This window comes from Lancefieldella parvula DSM 20469, assembly GCF_000024225.1.
GTDB lineage: Bacteria > Actinomycetota > Coriobacteriia > Coriobacteriales > Atopobiaceae > Lancefieldella > Lancefieldella parvula.
Genome location: NC_013203.1, coordinates 336815 through 354680, shown reverse-complemented (window position 1 = coordinate 354680; position 17866 = coordinate 336815). Strand labels below are relative to the sequence as shown.

Below are 17866 nucleotides of genomic sequence, written 5' to 3'. Positions count from 1 at the left end.
GACGCATGCGTATCGGCTTTGATAACGAGAAGTACATCACTATGCAGGCAGATCGAATCCACCAGCGTATCAATGAGTTTGGTGGCAAGCTCTACCTTGAGTTTGGTGGCAAGCTACTCGACGATAACCATGCTTCTCGTATCCTCCCTGGATTTGCTCCAGATGCAAAAGCCCAAATGCTTCAGCAGCTTGCTCACGAGGCAGAAGTTGTCTTTGCGATCAACGCAAATGACATTGAAAACGGTAAGCGTAGAAGCGATATTGGCGTTACCTATGCTGATGACGTGCTTAGGCTTATGGATATCTTCCGCGCTCGTGGCCTTGCTATTGGCGGTGTTGTGATTACGCAGTACTCTGGTCAGCCTAAAGCAAAGGCTTATCGCGCGCGCCTGGAAAACATGGGCATTGCCGTGTATCGTCACTACCCCATTGAGGGCTACCCTTCCAACATTGACTTGATTGTTTCAGCGGAGGGCTACGGTAAAAACGAGTACGTAAAGACTACACATCCTCTGGTAGTAGTGACGGCACCTGGTCCTGGCTCTGGCAAACTTGCGGTCTGCCTCTCGCAGCTCTACAACGAGAATGTCCGTGGTATCCGCTCAGGCTATGCAAAGTTTGAGACCTTCCCTGTTTGGAACCTTCCACTTAAGCACCCCGTAAACGTTGCCTACGAAGCGGCTACGGCAGACTTAGGTGACAACAACATCATTGATCCCTATCACCTTGAAGCGCACGGTGAGGTTACCGTTAACTACAACCGCGACGTTGAGGCATTCCCCGTGCTCAAGGCTATGATGGAGAAAATCGCAGGTACAAGCCCTTATCAGTCCCCAACTGATATGGGCGTCAATATGGTTGGTAACTGCATTGTTGATGATGAAGTTTGCCAAGAAGCTTCAAAGGCAGAGATTGTACGCAGGTGGTTTAGGGCTGCCGAGAAACTCGAGCGTACAGGCATGGGCGAACGTGAACTCACAAAGATTAATCTCTTAATGAAAGACGTTAACGTTGACCAGAACTTCTCGCCAGCTCATGCCGCTTGTCTTCACAAAGCAGAAGAAACAGGAAAACTTGCAGGTGCTATGGTTATGCCTGATGGTTCCATTATTACCGGCAAGACTTCGGAGCTTTTGGGTGCACCAGCGTCGCTACTGCTCAATGCCCTCAAATACGTAGTTGGTATTGAGAAGAAAACGTTTATTGTCTCGAATGAAGTCTTAAGGCCTATCTGTGCACTTAAAGAAAACAACTTTAAACTAGCTCACACCAGCCTGTATGCTGACGAAATGCTTATTGCGCTCTCCATTAGCTCAATTACCAATCCGTTAGCTGGAAAAGCGGTTGATGCCACTCAGTTGCTCCTCGGATGTGATGCGTACTTCTCATCAATTATTCCAATCGATGACGAGTCCATCTACCACAAACTGGGCATTAACGTATGCTGCGAGCCAATTTTTGAACAAGGACATTTCTTTCACCAGTGATTTTTAACAGCTCACATAAAAGCAAGAAAACGAGAAACTCTACAACTCGTTCTAAAACTAAACATACGCCTGTTTCTGCAAACGCCTTTAAACGTAAGCAGCAGGCAATGCATACACTTGGGAAAAATTCCAAGAACAACCCCATTGTTACATGGGGACTCGTTATGCTGGCTATTGTGTTTGTACTGGCATTACTGCAATCGTGTCAGGGACTTTTTTCTCTATCTTTTAATAACAACTGGATTGTCAAAAACGAAGTCCCGTATGAGTGGGAAAACCTCAGCTACGATGCAACAGGACGTGCACATTATATTGTAGATGGAGAAGAACTAACGCGTACAGGCGTAGACGTCTCTTCTCACCAAGGATCTATTGACTGGGAGTCCGTTGCAGCCGATAACATTCAGTTTGCTATGCTTCGCATTGGTTACCGAGGCTCCACTGAAGGTGGCATTCGCGCTGACGAGCTCTTTGAAACCAACCTAAAGAGCGCGCAAAACGCCGGCCTTGATGTGGGCGTGTACTTCTTCTCACAGGCTATTAACGTGGACGAAGCTCGCGAAGAAGCCGCTTTTGTTCTACAACAACTAAAAGAAGCAGGAGTTACAAAACTTAATCTTCCTGTTGCATTTGACCTGGAACCTTCTCCCGATTACAGCGGTCGCGCCGATAACCTTTCCCCTGCAGAAACTAACGCTATTGCGCGCGCGTTTTGTGCCACCATTCAAGAAGCAGGATACCGTGTCATTGTCTATGGCAACAAAGTTGATTTGGATCGTTTTGATCTTGTCTCACTTGACGAGCCTATATGGCTGGCACAATACGTCGATCAGCCTGACGTAAACTTTAACTTTTTGATATGGCAATACACCTCAACAGGACAAGTTAATGGTATTACCGGTTCAGTTGATTTAAATCTGGACTTCTCTAACGTTTCTACAAGAAAGAATCAAAAATAGAAACTTATGCACTGAAACCGCTCAGCGCACTGCAACAACTAATCAACAACTAATAAACAACTAATCGCACAACTTATGAGGCTATCCAACTTTGACAGAACCAGTCAGGGTAACGGTAGGATCAAGCGCCTGAGCGTGCGCAAAAGCACCGCCTGGGCTACATGAGCTTACCAACGTAAACACTACCCACAAAATAATGGCTGCAAGGAACACCGCCAGCACCACACGGCCCAGTCTCATGCGAGAAGAACGACGTCTTCTGGCCGCATATGCCGCCTGAACTTCATCTCTGGGGTTGAGCGTTCCGTAATGATTACCGTAAGCAGTCCTTGCCCGACCACGTGCGCGAGCAGCATCTGCGCGGGCATGGTTAACGGGATTAGTTGGGCGATCTTGTTTCATTCTACGCTGTGCCTGTGCGCGATCTCCAACAGCCGCATGACGGCCTCGTACCTCACGTGGAGAAGTGGACGATTCCTCCTCACGGGAGACAGTAGGTGGAACCTGAGCTGGACGCTTTTTCTTACCAAAACCAAAAAGGTTTTTCTCTGCCATCAACAATCCTTGCTAAATAATTCGTTTACCGAAAAAAGAATACACCGACTTTGCTTTTCTCGCCTTGAAAAGCATCTATCCCGTTACAATAAAGCGCTATACAGACTAATTTTCTGTAAAGTCTGCACAATTGGAGTTCATGGGGGACGTGTGAAGAAACTTTTATTGATGGCAACAGGAGGCACTATTGCTTCTGTTTCCACTGAATCGGGCTTGGCTCCTTCACTTTCAGGAGAAGAACTTTTGGCCAACGTCCCTCTTGTTCATGACCTCTGTAAATTTGATTTCCAGCAAGTCATGAATATCGACAGCACTAATATGCGTCCTCAAAACTGGCTCCAGATTAGAGACGCCATTATTGAGTCATACGATACCTACGACGGCTTTATCATTCTTCACGGCACCGATACTATGGCATATACCGCAGCTGCCCTCTCCTACCTCATTCAAAATAGCGAGAAACCCATTGTGCTCACAGGCTCTCAACAGCCAATGGCAAATCCATTTACTGATGCCAAACTCAACCTCTACCACTCCGTTCTTTACGCACTCGACAACAAAAGCGCTGGAGTTGTTGTGGTCTTTGGCAACGAGGTTATTGCAGGCACCCGCGCCCACAAGCAGCGCACGCTCAGCTTCAATGCATTTACCAGCATGAATTATCCACCACTTGCTCACATTCGTGGCAACAAGATTATTCGTAGCGCGCCAAATAACGAGCAGGTAGAGGGTGGTCTTGTTACCTACAAAACACTCAACACACGCGTCATTGTGCTTAAGCTGACTCCAGAGCTTAATCCATCTATCTTCTATCTTCTGAAAAACGACTACGATGCCATTGTGCTTGAAACCTTTGGTATTGGTGGCATCCCCTCATACGATGGCTCTTACGAAGAAGCTATCACCGATTGGATTGCTTCTGGTCGCACGGTTGTTATTACTACACAGGTCCCTGAAGAGGGGCTTGACCTTGGTGTTTACGAGGTTGGTAGGACCTATCAAGATATGCCTGGTGTTCTCTCTGGAGACGATATGACCACCGAAGCCTTGGTTGCAAAAACCATGTGGATACTTGGTCAGACCTCAGATCAACGCGAGCAAGAAAAATTGTTTTACCAGGTAATTTGTAACGACAGAATTCCACAGCCCGTAGATACAAAAATTTGCGAGTAGCTAATGAAAGACGCCACGTTTAAGCCTACCGTGCTCTACTTAATTGCACTTATTATCTGCGGTTCTAACGGAATCGTTGCAAGCCTTATTAACCTTCCAAGCTATCAAATTGTCTTCTTTCGCATGCTCTTAGGCACGCTCTTTTTGCTTACTGTTAAGTTTGTACAAAAAGAAGCTTTCACCATACAAAAGTATCCTAAAGACTTCCAAGCGCTTATTGGATCGGGCATTGCCTTAGGACTTCAGTGGACTTTTCTTTTTGAAGCATACCAACTGGTAGGCGTTGGTATTGCAACGCTTGAGTACTACTGTGGTCCCGTCATTGTAATGGCACTGACTCCGTTTTTATTTGGCGAGAAATTCACTACTAAAAAAATACTTGGCTTCCTTGTAGTTGTAATTGGAGCTGCTTTAATTATTGGCTATGGAGTTGGACTGAACCTCTCGCCCACTGGCCTTCTTTTAGGCGCTCTATCTGCTGTTTTATATGCCATTATGGTGATTTGTAACAGGCAGCTCAAAAATGTTTCTGGTATTGAAGGCACCAGCATTCAACTGGGCATTGGCTGCGCCGTTGTTGCTCTGGTTACCATTGTGTTCCATAGCATTGAGTTGCCTGCAGATCCAGCGTCAGTAAATTGGCTAGCCGTTCTGACCATCGGTCTCTTCAACACAGGCCTTGGATCATTCTTGTATTTCCCACAACTTACCAAAATTCCTGTTCAACGTGTAGCAGTTTTTGGTTATCTTGAACCACTATCTGCTGTTATCTTCTCAGCACTTATCCTTGGCGAGCCTTTTGGTCTTCTTAAAATAATAGGCACCGCCTGTATCATAGGCGGTGCCATCTTTGCTGAGTTATCAGGCGCCTCTTCTAACAAATCAGAGGCTATTGAAACTCCACTTTAACGTATAAGCTGCTGCTTACATTGGCATAGTAGGTGCAACATAAACGCGAGCAGCGTTCTCGAGGTCAAGATCATACAGGTTCTTTGGATCTCCGCCAAAGAGCTCTACGGCCTTGAGAAGATCAGAAGCATTTGCCTCTTCCTCACCCTGCTCCTTAACGTACCAATCAAGAAGCTGCATAGTACGGAAATCGTTTGCCTTCTGTGCAACGACATAGCACTCGTTAATGCTTGCAGTAATGAACTGCTCGTGCTCATATGCTGCCTTAATTGGCTCAATTACCTTAGTAAAGGTAAGATCTGGCTTTGCGATTGCCTCCATGGTTGGAGTCCAATCATTATCAAGCAGGTAACGGCGAAGAATACGTGCATGAGCAAGCTCTTCCTGAGACTGGATGACATACCAATTTGCAAAGCCCTTAAGACCCTGCTCCTCATAGAAATCTGCAAAGGTTAGATACAGATAAGCGGAATAAAACTCTTTGTTAATCTGCTGGTTAAGAATGTTACCAACGTTTGCATCAAGTGCCATGTTCTTCTCTTTTCTCATTACAATGTTCTTTACTTATAAAAATGAGAAGCCCTTTGGCTTCTCATTTTTAATACCCACTTGTAAGTCTCTTAGACAGGTCACACAAAAATCTCAATGATAAAAATAGTTACTATTTTTATCTTCTATTTGTAAGCGCTCCGTTTGCGTTAGTCGCGTGTAAGTTTACGATGAATACGATGAGGACGAGCAGCCTCCTGACCAAGTCGTTCAATACGATTAGCCTGATAAGCCTCAAAGTTTCCCTCAAACCAGAACCACTTACCTGGATTCTCATCATCGCCTTCCCACGCAAGAATATGTGTAGCAATACGGTCCAAGAACCAACGGTCGTGACTGGTTACCACAGAACATCCCGGGAAGCGCTCAAGTGCATCCTCAAGGCTTTCCAGCGTCTCAATATCAAGGTCGTTAGTAGGTTCGTCCAGAAGCAGAAGATTTCCTCCTTGCTTAAGCGTAAGAGCAAGGTTTAGACGGTTTCTCTCGCCACCAGAAAGAACGCCAGCGCGTTTCTGCTGATCAGGTCCCTTGAAACCAAAGCTAGCCACATAAGCACGACTTGGAATCTCAGTATCTCCCACCTTAATGAAATCGTTTCCGTCAGAAACAACCTCCCAGATAGTTTTTTCTGGGTCAATTCCTTGTCTGAGCTGGTCAACATAAGAAATTTGAACTGTCTCGCCAATCTCAAGAGTGCCAGAAGTGAGCTCTTCCTGACCAACAATAGCCTTGAACAGTGTGGACTTACCAACACCATTGGGACCAATTACGCCAACAATGCCGTTTCTTGGCAAGCTAAACGAAAGGTCATCGATAAGAACGCGATCCCCAAAAGCTTTGTGAATGTGACTAGCCTCTAGGATCTTCTGGCCCAAGCGTGGCCCCACAGGAATTTGAATCTCGGTAAAATCAAGCTTCTTGGATGCGCGAGCTTCTGCTTCCATCTGCTCATAGCGATCAAGACGAGCGCGGTTCTTTGCCTGACGAGCTTTGGGAGAAGAACGAACCCACTCCAGCTCAGCACGCATTTTCTTTGCACGCTTGGCATCCTGCTGATTCTGAGCCTCAAGACGTGCTGCCTTATTCTCCAGATAGGTTGAGTAATTGCCCTCGTAAGGATACAGCTGTCCACGGTCAACCTCGCAGATCCACTCAGCAACATCATCGAGGAAGTAGCGGTCATGTGTTACGGCCATAACAGCACCAGGATAATCATGCAGGAATTTCTCAAGCCAGAGCACTGACTCAGCATCGAGGTGGTTGGTAGGCTCATCCAAAAGAAGCAGATCAGGTGCCTCAAGTAGCAGGCGACACAGGGCTACACGGCGTTTCTCGCCACCAGAAAGATGAGTAACAGGAGAGTCTGGGTCTGGGCACTGAAGGGCATCCATTGCCTGGGAGAGCTGACTGTCCAAATCCCAGCCATTAGCTGCGTCAATCTCGGTCTGAAGCTGACCCATCTCTGCCATAAGCGCATCAAAATCGGCATCTGGATTACCCATCTCAACGCCAATTTCATTGAAGCGTGCAATCTTGGAAAGCAGGTCACCAAAGGCAAGCTCAATGTTTTCCTTGACCGTTTTAGTCTCATCTAGAGGTGGCTCCTGCTGAAGTAGACCAACAGTATAGCCTGGAGTTAGCTTAGCTTCACCGTTAGAGACATCCTCTAAGCCCGCAATAACTTTGAGCAGCGTGGACTTACCCATGCCGTTTGGACCAACAACGCCAATTTTTGCACCTGGATATACGCCTACAGTAACGTCATCAAGAATGACCTTCTCGCCAACTGCTTTACGAGCTTTGTACATCTGATAGACAAACTCTGCCATATGCTCCTCCTTAAGGGGCTGTCAGATGAAATATTCACATAGTCCATTCTAATGAAATATTGAAAGGACTATACAGCAGAAGAAATTGGAAAAGAGGATACGTTGTTATGGATGTGGTTTTTGGTGCGCCTACCGTTGCAAACAGCACGCGAGGGCTGTTTGCAGAACGTGAGAGTATGTTTACAGAACGCCAGAGTGCGTTTGTGGCACGTGAAAACACACCTATGTCGGATAATCTGTCAAAAAGACGTATACATTACGCTAAAAACCCCAATACCATGCAGATTATTGGACTTAGATGTGTTTTTTGCCTCGTATATTGCAGAATATCCGACATAGATGTGAATTTAGAAGCAGAAATTAGCAACAGTTAAACCTTTTATATAATGTTATTCATGATTCTGAATATTAAGTATAATTTATACAAAGAAATGAATTTGCTCATCAATCGCTAAAAATCAATCACTGACCATAACTTGTTACCAAACAACAAATTGCTAGACAGCTCATAGTCAGACACCAAGCCTTCAAATTATCTAGCAAAATTACGCCATAAATTGCCATTCAGCCATGTCATTACAAACGGACCAGAAGAATGGCAACTAAATTAAGGTTTTACGTGGCCTTGATTTGCTTTTTCTACAGCGTCTTTGACCATCTGTGCATACAGGGTACCACCACGATTAATGGAATCTGAATCCGAGCCAAAGTGTACGTAGTCAGTACCTGCCCAAATATCAGGATTATCCTGAGCAACCTGAGCCCAATCTGCAATGGTAATGAAGTCATACTTCTGAGCAAGCTCAAGCTCATGTGCACGAATAGCATTTGCACCAGCATTAGGATCAGTATTTCTGCCGTCGTACGGAGTCACAAAGATCAAACGATGACCACGTGGCAACATTTCTACAATCTTGTCAACCGCGTCAGTACCACCAACAGGGTTGGTACCCAAAGCTACAACAACATTCTGGTAAAGCGTATTGTTATTGATTGCCGACTGCAGCAAATCTACGCCCATTGCTACATTTCTACTAACCGAAGCGTCAATTTGCGCATCGGGCAAAGCGTCCTGTAGGTAAGAACGAGCACGAAGCGAAACAGAATCGCCAATATAAGTGACGCCCTCGACAACGTTGTAATTACTTGCCTGTGAGGTATCCGCATGCTTACGAGTCATGGTCATAGTACTCTGCTCCTGCAATGAGGCGTTGAGCAGCAAATCATTCTGGAAATCGCTCAGTTGCGGAGCGGTAAGCGCAATAAAAGCAACTGCTGCCGCAAACGGAATGAGCGCAAGCCCAGTGACTCGCAAAATCTTATGACCGTCAAGCTTAATATGCGAGAAAAACTCTGGAGACTTTCCCGCCAACGCTGGCTCAATTACATAGAACGAGCAGCTTGCAAACACAAACGAAAGCAACAAGGTTAAAAGTGCGGCCAGAACAGGATTGACCTTCTCGGCAAAAATAATGTACAAAGGCCAGTGGAACAGATACACACTGTAGCTGGTATCTGCCACAAAGGAAACAATGCCAGGTTCTTTAATACCGTCAGTTTTTTGATGCAGCATGCGTGCAAAGAAAATCATTGCTGCAGATGCAAGCGAGGCAAAAAGAAAACCAAAGGTGTACGTAAAGAGATTGTCAAAGTGCATAAAGACACTCAAGCAAACAAGAACACCAAGGCTTACCACAAGACCCACAAGCGTCAGCTGAGTAGAAAGTTTCTGCTCAAGCTGGTCAAAAAGTGCGCCCGTCTGAGCAATTCCTGCAACGCACGATAAAAGCGCGCCGATAAAGAAAGGGAACACGTGTGTTTGCGTAGAAAAATACTGAATAGAAAGATTAGTAGAACTTGGAGCGCTTGTAGCCATTGCCAAATAGGTAACAACCAAAAGCACCAGAGAAGCTCCGGCAATCTTTACCTTATAACTTCTAATTGTTTTGCTTAAGCAAGCAAGTAGCCAGGCACAAAGACCCCACAACACATAAAAGTGCATCTCAACTGCAAGGCTCCAAGTATGAAGATACACATGTGGAGCAAATTGGTTCTCATAACTGTTGCCCAAAACAATCTCAAAATAGTTAGTTACAAAGCCAAGAGCTGCGGCAATCTGATACTTAATGCCGGCAATAAACTCGGCTCGTACAAGCAAAAGAAATGGCGTACATACAAGCACCATAAATACAAGCGGTGGCACAATTCTGTAGAAACGTCTACGTAAAAATCCTATGACATCAATGGATCTAAAGCGGGCAAACTCATCAATCAGAAGAGCTGTGATGAGATATCCCGAGAACGTAAAGAATACGTCAACGCCAATGAAGCCACCTGGAAGTGCTTCCTTAAAAAAGTGATATATGAGGACTAAAACAAGTCCTGTTATACGCACAAGCGAAAACCATTTAATTCGCACTTTGATAAATCCCTTGCTTAAAAGTTCCTTCGTACACAATATTATCTTGCGTAGTGAGCTTTCCTTGGCCATCTGCCTGGCCTTTTACAAATTGACCTTCGTACGTCCAGCCGTCTTTTGAGGTATACGTTCCCTGACCTTGGAAATACCCGTCAACAAATTCTCCCTCGTAAGTATCGCCATTTTCAAAGGTCATCTTGCCTTGGCCATTCATCTTTCCCTGAATGGTAGTGCCGGTATAAGTAACCTGATTATTGCCAAATACCAGCGTTTTTGTACTTGGTCGGTTAACCAATACAATCGAGAGCACCGCAAGTAGCAAAATTGCAACAACGCTTATCAACTCGAGCTTTTTCCTACCCGCACTCACGGGGCGAGAATGACGCTCTTCTGGCTCAGGATCTGCTTGAACGCGATGGTGCATCTCCACACGAGTGTTTTTACGTGAAGACAGAGATGTTTTCTCGCTCTTCTTTTTTTCTGGTACAACCTTAGACTTTGAGTCTTCTACAGGCTTACGCTGAGCAAATAACTTAAAAGCTGATGAAAGTTGCTCAGATACAGTCTGCAGAAAAACTACTGGGCTTCCAGTAGCATCAGCCTTCTCTGTGGGAACTTGCTGTGTTTCTACAGATGCAACTTCCCTTGCCTCAGAAGAAGGCTCGAGAGTATCCGCCTCTTTATTTGTATGGCGAGCGTTTCTTTTTTTAGCAGAAAAACGCGTAGGAGAACTCACTTGATATTCCAATTCAATCGATTTTTTACATCTCTCATTGTACTAATTTCCTTCAACTTTTGAATTGTCATTTATCCTACATACATTTACCAGATTCACAGGTACGCCTGCTGTTTTTCTGTGATTTTCCGTTCTAAGTAAAAACAGAGAGGGGTACACTACAGGTTGGTATTAAAAAAGAAACAAAATGTGCTTACTAAAGTGTGTTCTAATTAGAAAGTTACATCATCGACATCATCAAGGAGGCGAAGATGGCAGAAGCAATTCGTAAAGTAAATATCATTGGCCATTTGAACCCAGATACAGACAGCATTTGTGCTGCAATTTCTTATGCGTATCTCAAAAATCAGATTGACAATCCTATCTATGAAGCTCGTCGTGCTGGTTCTCTTAATCGTGAGACCGCTTTTGTCTTGAATCACTTTGGCTTTGAAGAGCCACAACTTATTACTACCGTTACTCCTCAGATTAAAGATGCAGAGATTCAGACTCAGCCAAAAGTTGATGCTGAGATGAGTCTCTATTCCGCTTGGCAGCTTATGCAAAACGTCAAGCTTGATACGCTCTGCGTTACTGATGAAGAAGAAGAACTTACTGGTCTGATTGCAGTTAAAGACATTGCAAATGCAAACATGAGCCTTTCCGAGCCAAACTTACTTTCCAAGGCAAAGACAAGCTATGCAAACATTGTTTCAACGCTTGGTGGAACCATGGTTCTTGGTGATCCCCAGGGCGTTGTTAAGCAGGGTAACATTCGCGTTGGTACTAGTGCTTCAGCCCTTTCAGAGATTGTTGACGCTGGCGATATCATTGTTGTTGCTGGCAATCATGAAAATCAAACCATCGCAGTTGAGCACGGTGCTTCCTGCCTTATTGTCTCTTGCGATGCTCCAATTGCTCAAGACGTCATTGACCTAGCTAAAAAGCGTGATTGCGCTATTATCAGCACTCCTCGTGATACCTTTGAGGTAGCTCGTCTACTCATCATGTCTATGCCTGTACGCGAGAAGATGCTCACCGATGACATTCTCAAGTTCAGCGTTAACACGGCAATTGATGATGCACGCAAAGCTATGACCAACTCGAGACACCGCTTCTTTCCTGTTATCAATGAAAACGGTACCTTTGCTGGCCTAATCAGCGGTCCTGGTCTTTTAAATCCTCGCAAGAAGCATGTCATTCTTGTTGACCACAACGAGCGCACTCAAGCTGTCGATGGTCTTGAGCAGGCCGAAATTATGGAGATTGTTGATCACCACCGCATTGGCTCCATTGAGACTTCTAATCCAATTACCTTTAGAAATGTTCCTGTTGGCTGCACCTGTACCATCATCTATGGTCTCTACCATGAATACGGTATTGATATTCCTAAAAACATTGCTGGTCTTATGCTCTCTGCAATTCTTTCTGACACCCTTGCATTCCGCTCCCCTACATGCACCGAGCGCGATATTGTTGCAGGTAAGAAACTAGCGGAAATCTGTGGAGAAGACATTGACTCCTACTCTGAGCAGATGTTTGATGCTGGTGCAGACCTTACTGGCCGTACCGCAGAGGAAGTCTTCCATGGTGACTACAAGGTATTCAGCCGTGGCGGCGTAAAGTTTGGTGTTGGTCAAGGTTCCTTCATGACCGAGACTAGCCGTAAGGCTGCAGAGGAACTTGTTGGACCATTTTTGGAAACCGCCGCTAAATCAGAAGAACTTCCAATGGTCTTCTATATGTTCACCGACGTTAAGAGCCAGGTCACCGAGATGCTCTTCTATGGTGCTAATGCTGCTAATGTCATCGAGAGAGCTTTTAACGTAAAGGTTGACGGCAACATTGCTGTTCTTCCTGGTGTTGTTAGCCGTAAGAAGCAGGTTGTTCCATCACTGATGGCAACACTTCAAACGCTTGCCGAGGAAGCCGCCAACTAACGCACGGGTTTCTCGCACCTCTCGCGAGCCTCCCGTTCATACAAACTTCTCGCCATTATTTGAAATGAGAACGCCTACCTGCATATTTGCGGGTAGGTGTTTTTCTACAGGAGATGTTCTATGACGGCACCTATTCTGTCTCTAATCACCAGATTGGCTCGGCCGTCGTACGGCGTGGGTTGGTCGTTGATAATGACCATCTTGTTGCCCTCGTAGTAGTCGAGAAGACCGACGGCAGGTTGCACCACCAGTGAACTTCCTGCAACAATAAGGACTTCCGCTTGTGAGATAGCGTTTAAAGCCCCATAAACGGTATCCATATTGAGGCCTTCTCCGTAAAAGACAATATCAGGCCTAATAACTGCGCCACATTGACAGAGCGGCACCACAGACGACTGCTCTTCAATCTGATCAAGCGTATAGACATGACCGCATTCGGGACAATAAAAACGTGTCTCGTTGCCATGGAGCTCAAACACACGCTTACTACCAGCAGCTTGATGCAATCCGTCGATGTTTTGCGTCACCACCGCGCGCAACTTTCCCTCTGCTTCCAAGGCTGCCAGCCACTTATGAGCAATGTTTGGTTGAGCCTCTCCTAAATGATGAGAGTTTCTAAAATACGTATAATACGCTGCAGGATAATCTAGAAACACATCAAGCGAGAAGATCTCTTCAAGTGTAAAATCCGGTGCCTTACTATAAGCAAAAGATTCCTCATTGTCTGGGTCTACCGTTATTCCATTTCCCAGGTCGCAAGTTTCTTTTCCCATATCATAACCATCTTGCCCCAGTCCAATGGTCATATTCTCTATCTTGATACCGCCCTGTCGATACAGGCCGTTAGTACCTCTAAAATCTGGAATACCACTTTCTGTTGATACGCCAGCACCGCCAAAGAAAACAATGTTATCTGACGACTGAATCCAATCTTTAAGCTGTTCAATCTTGGTCATTAGGCACCTCTAACCTAAAAAAGGGACCAGGATAAACTGGGTCCCTCGATTTCAAGCGCCGGAGCTCTTGGCGCTGAAAACGCTAGTAGTCAAACTCGTCAGACACATACTCAGTAAGACATGCATCCAGACCGGCTTCAATTTCTTCATGATTCATATGACGACCAATGAAGCACAGTTTTGTTTGACGATCACCCAGTTCATCATCCCATTCTGCGCGTAGCTCGGGTTTCTCGTCAAGAAGGTTTTCTCGCTCATCCTCTGGCAGCGAAGCATAGAACATTCCATTCTCATAGAACTGAACCTGATTGCCTGCCTGCTCAAATACGTAGCTCATCTCTGGGTCTTGCGAAACCCAGATGCTGCCCTTGACGCGGATAATGTTCTTTGGCCAGCTAGCCACAAACTGATTGAGTTTATCCAGGTCAAACGGCTGGCGGCGGCGATACACAAAGGTGGTAATCTCATACTCCAAAACCTCTGGATCTTCGTGCTCCTCAGGATGCTCCATTGCATTCATCCAAGCAGCAGAAGCATATGCTTTGTCAAAGTCAAAACGGCCAGTATTGATAAGCTCACTCATAGGAATGTCACCGTTGACTGCCTCAACAATAACAGCGTCTTTCTGCAGACCACGTACAAGCGCCCTGAGCTCGTGAAGTTGCTCAGGAGTAACTAGATCGGTCTTGTTCAGTACCAGCGTTGAGCAGAACTCAATCTGCTGAATAAGCAGGTTCTCGATGTCATCCTCTTCAATATCTGGGTCGAGAAGATCGGCGCCGTTGTGGAATTCCTCAAACATGCGAGCGCAATCAACAACTGCAACAATGTTATCTAGATTGAGATGAGAGTGGTTAGTTGCATGCTGACTCTGATTGCAGAATGCAGAAATATTATAGGTAATGGGGATTGGCTCGCAGATGCCTGAAGCCTCAATAATGATGTAATCAAACTCTTCGGTATCTGCCAAATCACCCAATTGAAGTGCCAAGTCATTAGAAAGCGTGCAGCAGAGACAACCATTAGTTAGAGGTATAACATCGCCTTCTTTAGCGTAGCCGCCGTCTTTAATAAGACCAGCATCAACGTTAATTTCACCAATATCATTGACGATAACTGCTGCGTGAATACCTTCAGTGTTAGAAAGAATATGGTTCAAAATAGTGGTCTTACCTGCGCCTAAATAGCCGGTAAGCAGCACAATTTTCACCTGCTTTGGTTCAGACATAGTGAGCTCCTATCAAATGTCAACCTTTTATATCAAAGAATAAACTTCTTGCTTGTAAAAGTGGGCCCTGACGCTTAAGTGAGTCAGGGCCCAACCTTCGCGTTACAAACTATCAAACAGGAAGCTTAGAAGCTACCGCGATCGATAATCTTACCTTCCTTCATGATGACGTCCATGTTCTCAGGCGTGAGGTCGCGGATGTTATTAGCAACGTCGCCCTTAACTACAAGGATATCAGCAGAGAGGCCTTCCTTGACAGCACCAAACTCGTTCTCCTTGCCCAGCATCTTTGCGCCGTTGTAAGTAGCAGCTGCAACGGTATCAAGAATAGAAATGCCAACCTTCTCGACAAAGTCATACATCTCGTCGATGGTGACATAGCCGTAAGGAGTAACAAAACTGAAGGAGTCGGAACCAATGGTAATGGTAATGCCCATATCATATGCCTTACGCAGGTTATCATAGGTACGTGCAAGACCCTTCTCGACAACAGTCTCACCTGGGAATGCATCAAGCTCTGGAGTCCAGTCTGGTGGATAAGTTCCGTACCAAGTTGGCAAGAAGCCGATAGTTGGGGTAAAGAAGGTACCCTGCTCAGCCATAAGCTTCATGGTGCGCTCGTCAATCTCAAAGCCGTGAATGAGCTGCTTGCAGCCAAAGCGGACGCAGTCATACGCAGCGTCAAAGTTGTTATAAGAGTGAGCGTAAAGAGGAATACCTACCAGTGCGCACTCGTCAGCAATTGCCTTAATTTCCTCGGTGCAGAAGAGCTGCAAACGGTCAGAGTCCCAGCGCCAAATGCCGCCACCAGTTGCCCAAATCTTGATACCATCAGGATCTTCACGAAGACGACGACGAATTGCCTTACGAAGCTCCCATGGACCGTCTACCTGGTCACCCCAAGGGTGTCCGTCCTTGGAGATCTGCAATGGCAGGTGATGAGAGTCACCGTGACCAGCAACGCGGCAAAGACCAAGACCGGTAGCAAAGATACGAGGACCCTGCATAATGCCCATGTTAACGAGGTCACGGATAGCAATACCATTACGACCAATCTCAACAACAGTGGTAAGACCGTGGGTAAGAGCGTCATAAGCCTGTTTGACTGCGCATGCCTGCTTCTGAGCAACGGACTCAATAACCCAATCGTTATCGTTGTCGGTCAGGTTACCGGAGAAGTGTAGGTGTGTATCAACAAGACCAGGCATTACGGTATAACCGGATGCGTCACGTACCTCATATCCCTCTGGAACCTCTTTACGAGGACCAGCATAGGTAATCTTGTCGTCATCAATAAGGACAAGAGAGTCCTCAACTGGTGCAGAGCCAGTACCGTCAACGAGCTTGCCGCCTACAAAAGCATACTTACTCATGTTTCCCATCCTTCCTTGACTGTCCGCTCACTTCTTTTAAACGGACGGGTTTACTTGAATAGTAAGCGTTGGCTAACTTCATGAGAATAAGTTAGCCAAGGTTGCCGGTAAACGGGGCAAAAATACCCATGAACGGATGTTCAGATATCGATAATTTCATATATACATCTAAAGTATTTGATTACTTCATATTTGCTATGACTACATTGCATAGTTGTGTCAAAACAGTTTTTGTCCGGTATACGTGGTAAGGTTTAGAAAACAAATTAAGGAGGGGCAATGTCTCAGAATTCTTCGTCTCAATCTAGCTTTTTCGCACTTATTTCTCGCATGCGCTACATTGAGCGCTGGTCGCTTATGCGCAATTCTCGCTCAGAAAGTCTTGCTGAACACGCCCTTGACGTGGCTATTATTTCTCACTGCCTGGCAACTATCGCAAATGTGCGCTATCACAGAAATCTTGACGCAGATCGTGCGGCGCTTATTGGTATGTATCACGATGCTTCAGAGATTATTACAGGAGATATGCCTACCCCAGTAAAGTACGCTAATTCGGAGATTAGAGATGCATACCATCAGGTAGAAGCACGTGCCGAGAAAACCATTCTCTCCACGCTTCCAGAAGACTTGCAAGATGCCTACGCTCAAGTACTCACTCATAATGCTGAGACTTCAGAAGATGAAACATACCTCAGAAAGCTCGTTAAAGCTGCAGATAAAATTGCAGCGCTCATCAAGTGCATTGAGGAGGCTCAATCCGGAAACTCAGAATTTATTACTGCTGAAGCCTCAACTCGTGGAGTTGTTGAAGATTTAGCAGATTCTCTTCCAGAAGTGCGAGATTTTATGACAGAATTCCTACCTTCATACGGAGAAACACTTGATCAGCTTCTGTAAATTACGCTGATTAAACCCGCTAGTTGAGGAGTTGTTTTGCGCGCACTACATGCACGTTTACCCAAAAACTTTGTTCTTGAGGAGCGCTTAAAGGCCTATTCCAGCGTTATTGAGCCTCATCCAGAGAGTTTAAAAGGCATATGGGCTTCTGCATGTGCGCCAATTACTGCTGAGGGACATGCCTTCTATTCTGAAGTTCGTGTAGACCTTGGCTGTGGTAAAGGGTCTTTTACTGCTGCTCAAGCTAAAGCAAATCCTGATGTCCTCTTTGTAGCCATTGATACAGAGCCTATCTGCATTTCATATGCTGCAAAAACAATTTATGAAGCAGGAATACCTAATGCTATCGTGGTACCTGGTACTGGTATGAAAATTGATGAGTACTTCTCGCCAGAAGAAATCTCTGTTATTTACCTTAACTTTCCCGCACCATTTCCTCGAATCAGACAGGCAAAGCTGCGCCTCACCGATGCTGAGCGTCTTATGCAGTACAGAAACGTTTTAACTAAAGATGGCGTTGTTCGTCTCAAAACAGACAGCCAGCCACTTTTTGATTTTTCTCTTGAGCAAGTTGAAGTTGCTGGTTACAACTTTATTTGGAAAACGCGTGATGCTCAAGCAGATTTTCCTAATGATATTCCTAGTGAATACGAAAAGAAACTTAGCGCCCAAGGAGCCAAAGTGCATGCTTACCTGATTACTCCAGGTCCTATACCAGCAGATTTCACACCTACAAAGCCTGTTAGTCTTGTTGACTACCTTCCAGAAGACTTAGAATCGCTTACCTATGTTCCACACGGAATGGAAAGCACGGTTCGCAATCTTGCAAACCGTGCCCGTAAACTTCGTAAAAAATCGCAGTAATCTGTAATCGATC

The 17866-nt window shown here is 45.5% G+C and carries 15 protein-coding genes; 7 read left to right on the top strand and 8 right to left on the bottom strand.

The window, feature by feature from the left end; genetic code table 11:
• Positions 1 to 5 precede the first annotated feature (5 nt).
• Both APAR_RS01585 and APAR_RS01580 read left to right on the top strand, forming a co-directional pair.
• Complete coding sequence (locus APAR_RS01585; RefSeq protein WP_012808395.1) at positions 6 to 1487, top strand: DUF1846 domain-containing protein; 1482 nt, start codon at positions 6 to 8, stop codon at positions 1485 to 1487.
• A 164-nt stretch (positions 1488 to 1651) separates the two neighbouring features.
• Entirely contained in the window at positions 1652 to 2446 is a 795-nt protein-coding gene (locus tag APAR_RS01580) for a glycoside hydrolase family 25 protein (protein WP_143714153.1), read from the top strand.
• Positions 2447 to 2527: 81 nt separating this feature from the next.
• Here APAR_RS01580 and APAR_RS01575 read toward each other — a convergent pair whose 3' ends face one another.
• Entirely contained in the window at positions 2528 to 3001 is a 474-nt protein-coding gene (locus APAR_RS01575; RefSeq protein ID WP_012808393.1) for a hypothetical protein, read from the bottom strand.
• 150 nt (positions 3002 to 3151) lie between these two features.
• Between APAR_RS01575 and APAR_RS01570 the strand changes: the two genes are divergently transcribed.
• Both APAR_RS01570 and APAR_RS01565 read left to right on the top strand, forming a co-directional pair.
• Positions 3152 to 4174, top strand: a complete 1023-nt coding sequence (locus tag APAR_RS01570) for an asparaginase (protein ID WP_012808392.1) — start codon at positions 3152 to 3154, stop codon at positions 4172 to 4174.
• Positions 4175 to 4177: 3 nt separating this feature from the next.
• On the top strand, positions 4178 to 5083 hold the full coding sequence (locus APAR_RS01565; RefSeq protein ID WP_012808391.1) for a DMT family transporter: 906 nt from the start codon (positions 4178 to 4180) through the stop codon (positions 5081 to 5083).
• A gap of 15 nt (positions 5084 to 5098) precedes the next feature.
• Here the strand turns inward: APAR_RS01565 and APAR_RS01560 are convergent, their stop codons facing one another.
• From APAR_RS01560 to APAR_RS07435, 4 genes are all read right to left on the bottom strand, one after another.
• Positions 5099 to 5614, bottom strand: a complete 516-nt coding sequence (locus APAR_RS01560; RefSeq protein WP_012808390.1) for a ferritin — start codon at positions 5612 to 5614, stop codon at positions 5099 to 5101.
• Positions 5615 to 5781: 167 nt separating this feature from the next.
• A complete protein-coding gene (gene ettA, locus APAR_RS01555) occupies positions 5782 to 7461 on the bottom strand; it encodes an energy-dependent translational throttle protein EttA (RefSeq protein WP_012808389.1) in 1680 nt (559 codons plus the stop codon).
• A 607-nt stretch (positions 7462 to 8068) separates the two neighbouring features.
• Positions 8069 to 9880 carry an acyltransferase family protein gene (locus tag APAR_RS01545; protein WP_012808387.1) on the bottom strand — a complete coding sequence of 604 codons (1812 nt, stop codon included), beginning with the start codon at positions 9878 to 9880 and terminating at the stop codon, positions 8069 to 8071.
• Positions 9870 to 10616: an MORN repeat-containing protein gene (locus tag APAR_RS07435; RefSeq protein ID WP_012808386.1), complete on the bottom strand. Its 747-nt coding sequence runs from the start codon at positions 10614 to 10616 to the stop codon at positions 9870 to 9872. The genes APAR_RS01545 and APAR_RS07435 overlap by 11 nt, the downstream gene beginning before the upstream one ends.
• A gap of 251 nt (positions 10617 to 10867) precedes the next feature.
• On the opposite strand from APAR_RS07435, the gene APAR_RS01535 reads away from it, so the two are divergent.
• On the top strand, positions 10868 to 12535 hold the full coding sequence (locus APAR_RS01535) for a putative manganese-dependent inorganic diphosphatase (RefSeq protein WP_012808385.1): 1668 nt from the start codon (positions 10868 to 10870) through the stop codon (positions 12533 to 12535).
• Positions 12536 to 12639: 104 nt separating this feature from the next.
• Here APAR_RS01535 and APAR_RS01530 read toward each other — a convergent pair whose 3' ends face one another.
• From APAR_RS01530 to APAR_RS01520, 3 genes are all read right to left on the bottom strand, one after another.
• Positions 12640 to 13491: an SIR2 family NAD-dependent protein deacylase gene (locus APAR_RS01530; protein ID WP_012808384.1), complete on the bottom strand. Its 852-nt coding sequence runs from the start codon at positions 13489 to 13491 to the stop codon at positions 12640 to 12642.
• An 82-nt stretch (positions 13492 to 13573) separates the two neighbouring features.
• Positions 13574 to 14719, bottom strand: coding sequence for a CobW family GTP-binding protein (locus APAR_RS01525; RefSeq protein WP_012808383.1), 1146 nt, complete (start codon positions 14717 to 14719; stop codon positions 13574 to 13576).
• A 125-nt stretch (positions 14720 to 14844) separates the two neighbouring features.
• Complete coding sequence (locus APAR_RS01520) at positions 14845 to 16092, bottom strand: metal-dependent hydrolase family protein (RefSeq protein WP_012808382.1); 1248 nt, start codon at positions 16090 to 16092, stop codon at positions 14845 to 14847.
• Between the two features lie 279 nt (positions 16093 to 16371).
• On the opposite strand from APAR_RS01520, the gene yfbR reads away from it, so the two are divergent.
• Both yfbR and trmB read left to right on the top strand, forming a co-directional pair.
• Positions 16372 to 16989 carry a 5'-deoxynucleotidase gene (yfbR, locus tag APAR_RS01515; protein ID WP_012808381.1) on the top strand — a complete coding sequence of 206 codons (618 nt, stop codon included), beginning with the start codon at positions 16372 to 16374 and terminating at the stop codon, positions 16987 to 16989.
• Between the two features lie 36 nt (positions 16990 to 17025).
• Positions 17026 to 17853, top strand: a complete 828-nt coding sequence (gene trmB / locus APAR_RS01510) for a tRNA (guanosine(46)-N7)-methyltransferase TrmB (RefSeq protein ID WP_012808380.1) — start codon at positions 17026 to 17028, stop codon at positions 17851 to 17853.
• Positions 17854 to 17866 lie beyond the last annotated feature (13 nt).

Bases quoted from the DNA above. Each gene is read 5' to 3' on its own strand.
- APAR_RS01585 (WP_012808395.1), top strand. From the start codon at position 6: ATGCGTATCGGCTTTGATAACGAGAAGTACATCACTATGCAGGCAGAT.
- APAR_RS01580 (WP_143714153.1), top strand. From the start codon at position 1,652: ATGCTGGCTATTGTGTTTGTACTGGCATTACTGCAATCGTGTCAGGGA.
- APAR_RS01575 (WP_012808393.1), bottom strand. From the start codon at position 3,001: ATGGCAGAGAAAAACCTTTTTGGTTTTGGTAAGAAAAAGCGTCCAGCT.
- APAR_RS01565 (WP_012808391.1), top strand. From the start codon at position 4,178: ATGAAAGACGCCACGTTTAAGCCTACCGTGCTCTACTTAATTGCACTT.
- APAR_RS01560 (WP_012808390.1), bottom strand. From the start codon at position 5,614: ATGGCACTTGATGCAAACGTTGGTAACATTCTTAACCAGCAGATTAAC.
- ettA (WP_012808389.1), bottom strand. From the start codon at position 7,461: ATGGCAGAGTTTGTCTATCAGATGTACAAAGCTCGTAAAGCAGTTGGC.
- APAR_RS01535 (WP_012808385.1), top strand. From the start codon at position 10,868: ATGGCAGAAGCAATTCGTAAAGTAAATATCATTGGCCATTTGAACCCA.
- APAR_RS01530 (WP_012808384.1), bottom strand. From the start codon at position 13,491: ATGACCAAGATTGAACAGCTTAAAGATTGGATTCAGTCGTCAGATAAC.
- APAR_RS01525 (WP_012808383.1), bottom strand. From the start codon at position 14,719: ATGTCTGAACCAAAGCAGGTGAAAATTGTGCTGCTTACCGGCTATTTA.
- APAR_RS01520 (WP_012808382.1), bottom strand. From the start codon at position 16,092: ATGAGTAAGTATGCTTTTGTAGGCGGCAAGCTCGTTGACGGTACTGGC.
- yfbR (WP_012808381.1), top strand. From the start codon at position 16,372: ATGTCTCAGAATTCTTCGTCTCAATCTAGCTTTTTCGCACTTATTTCT.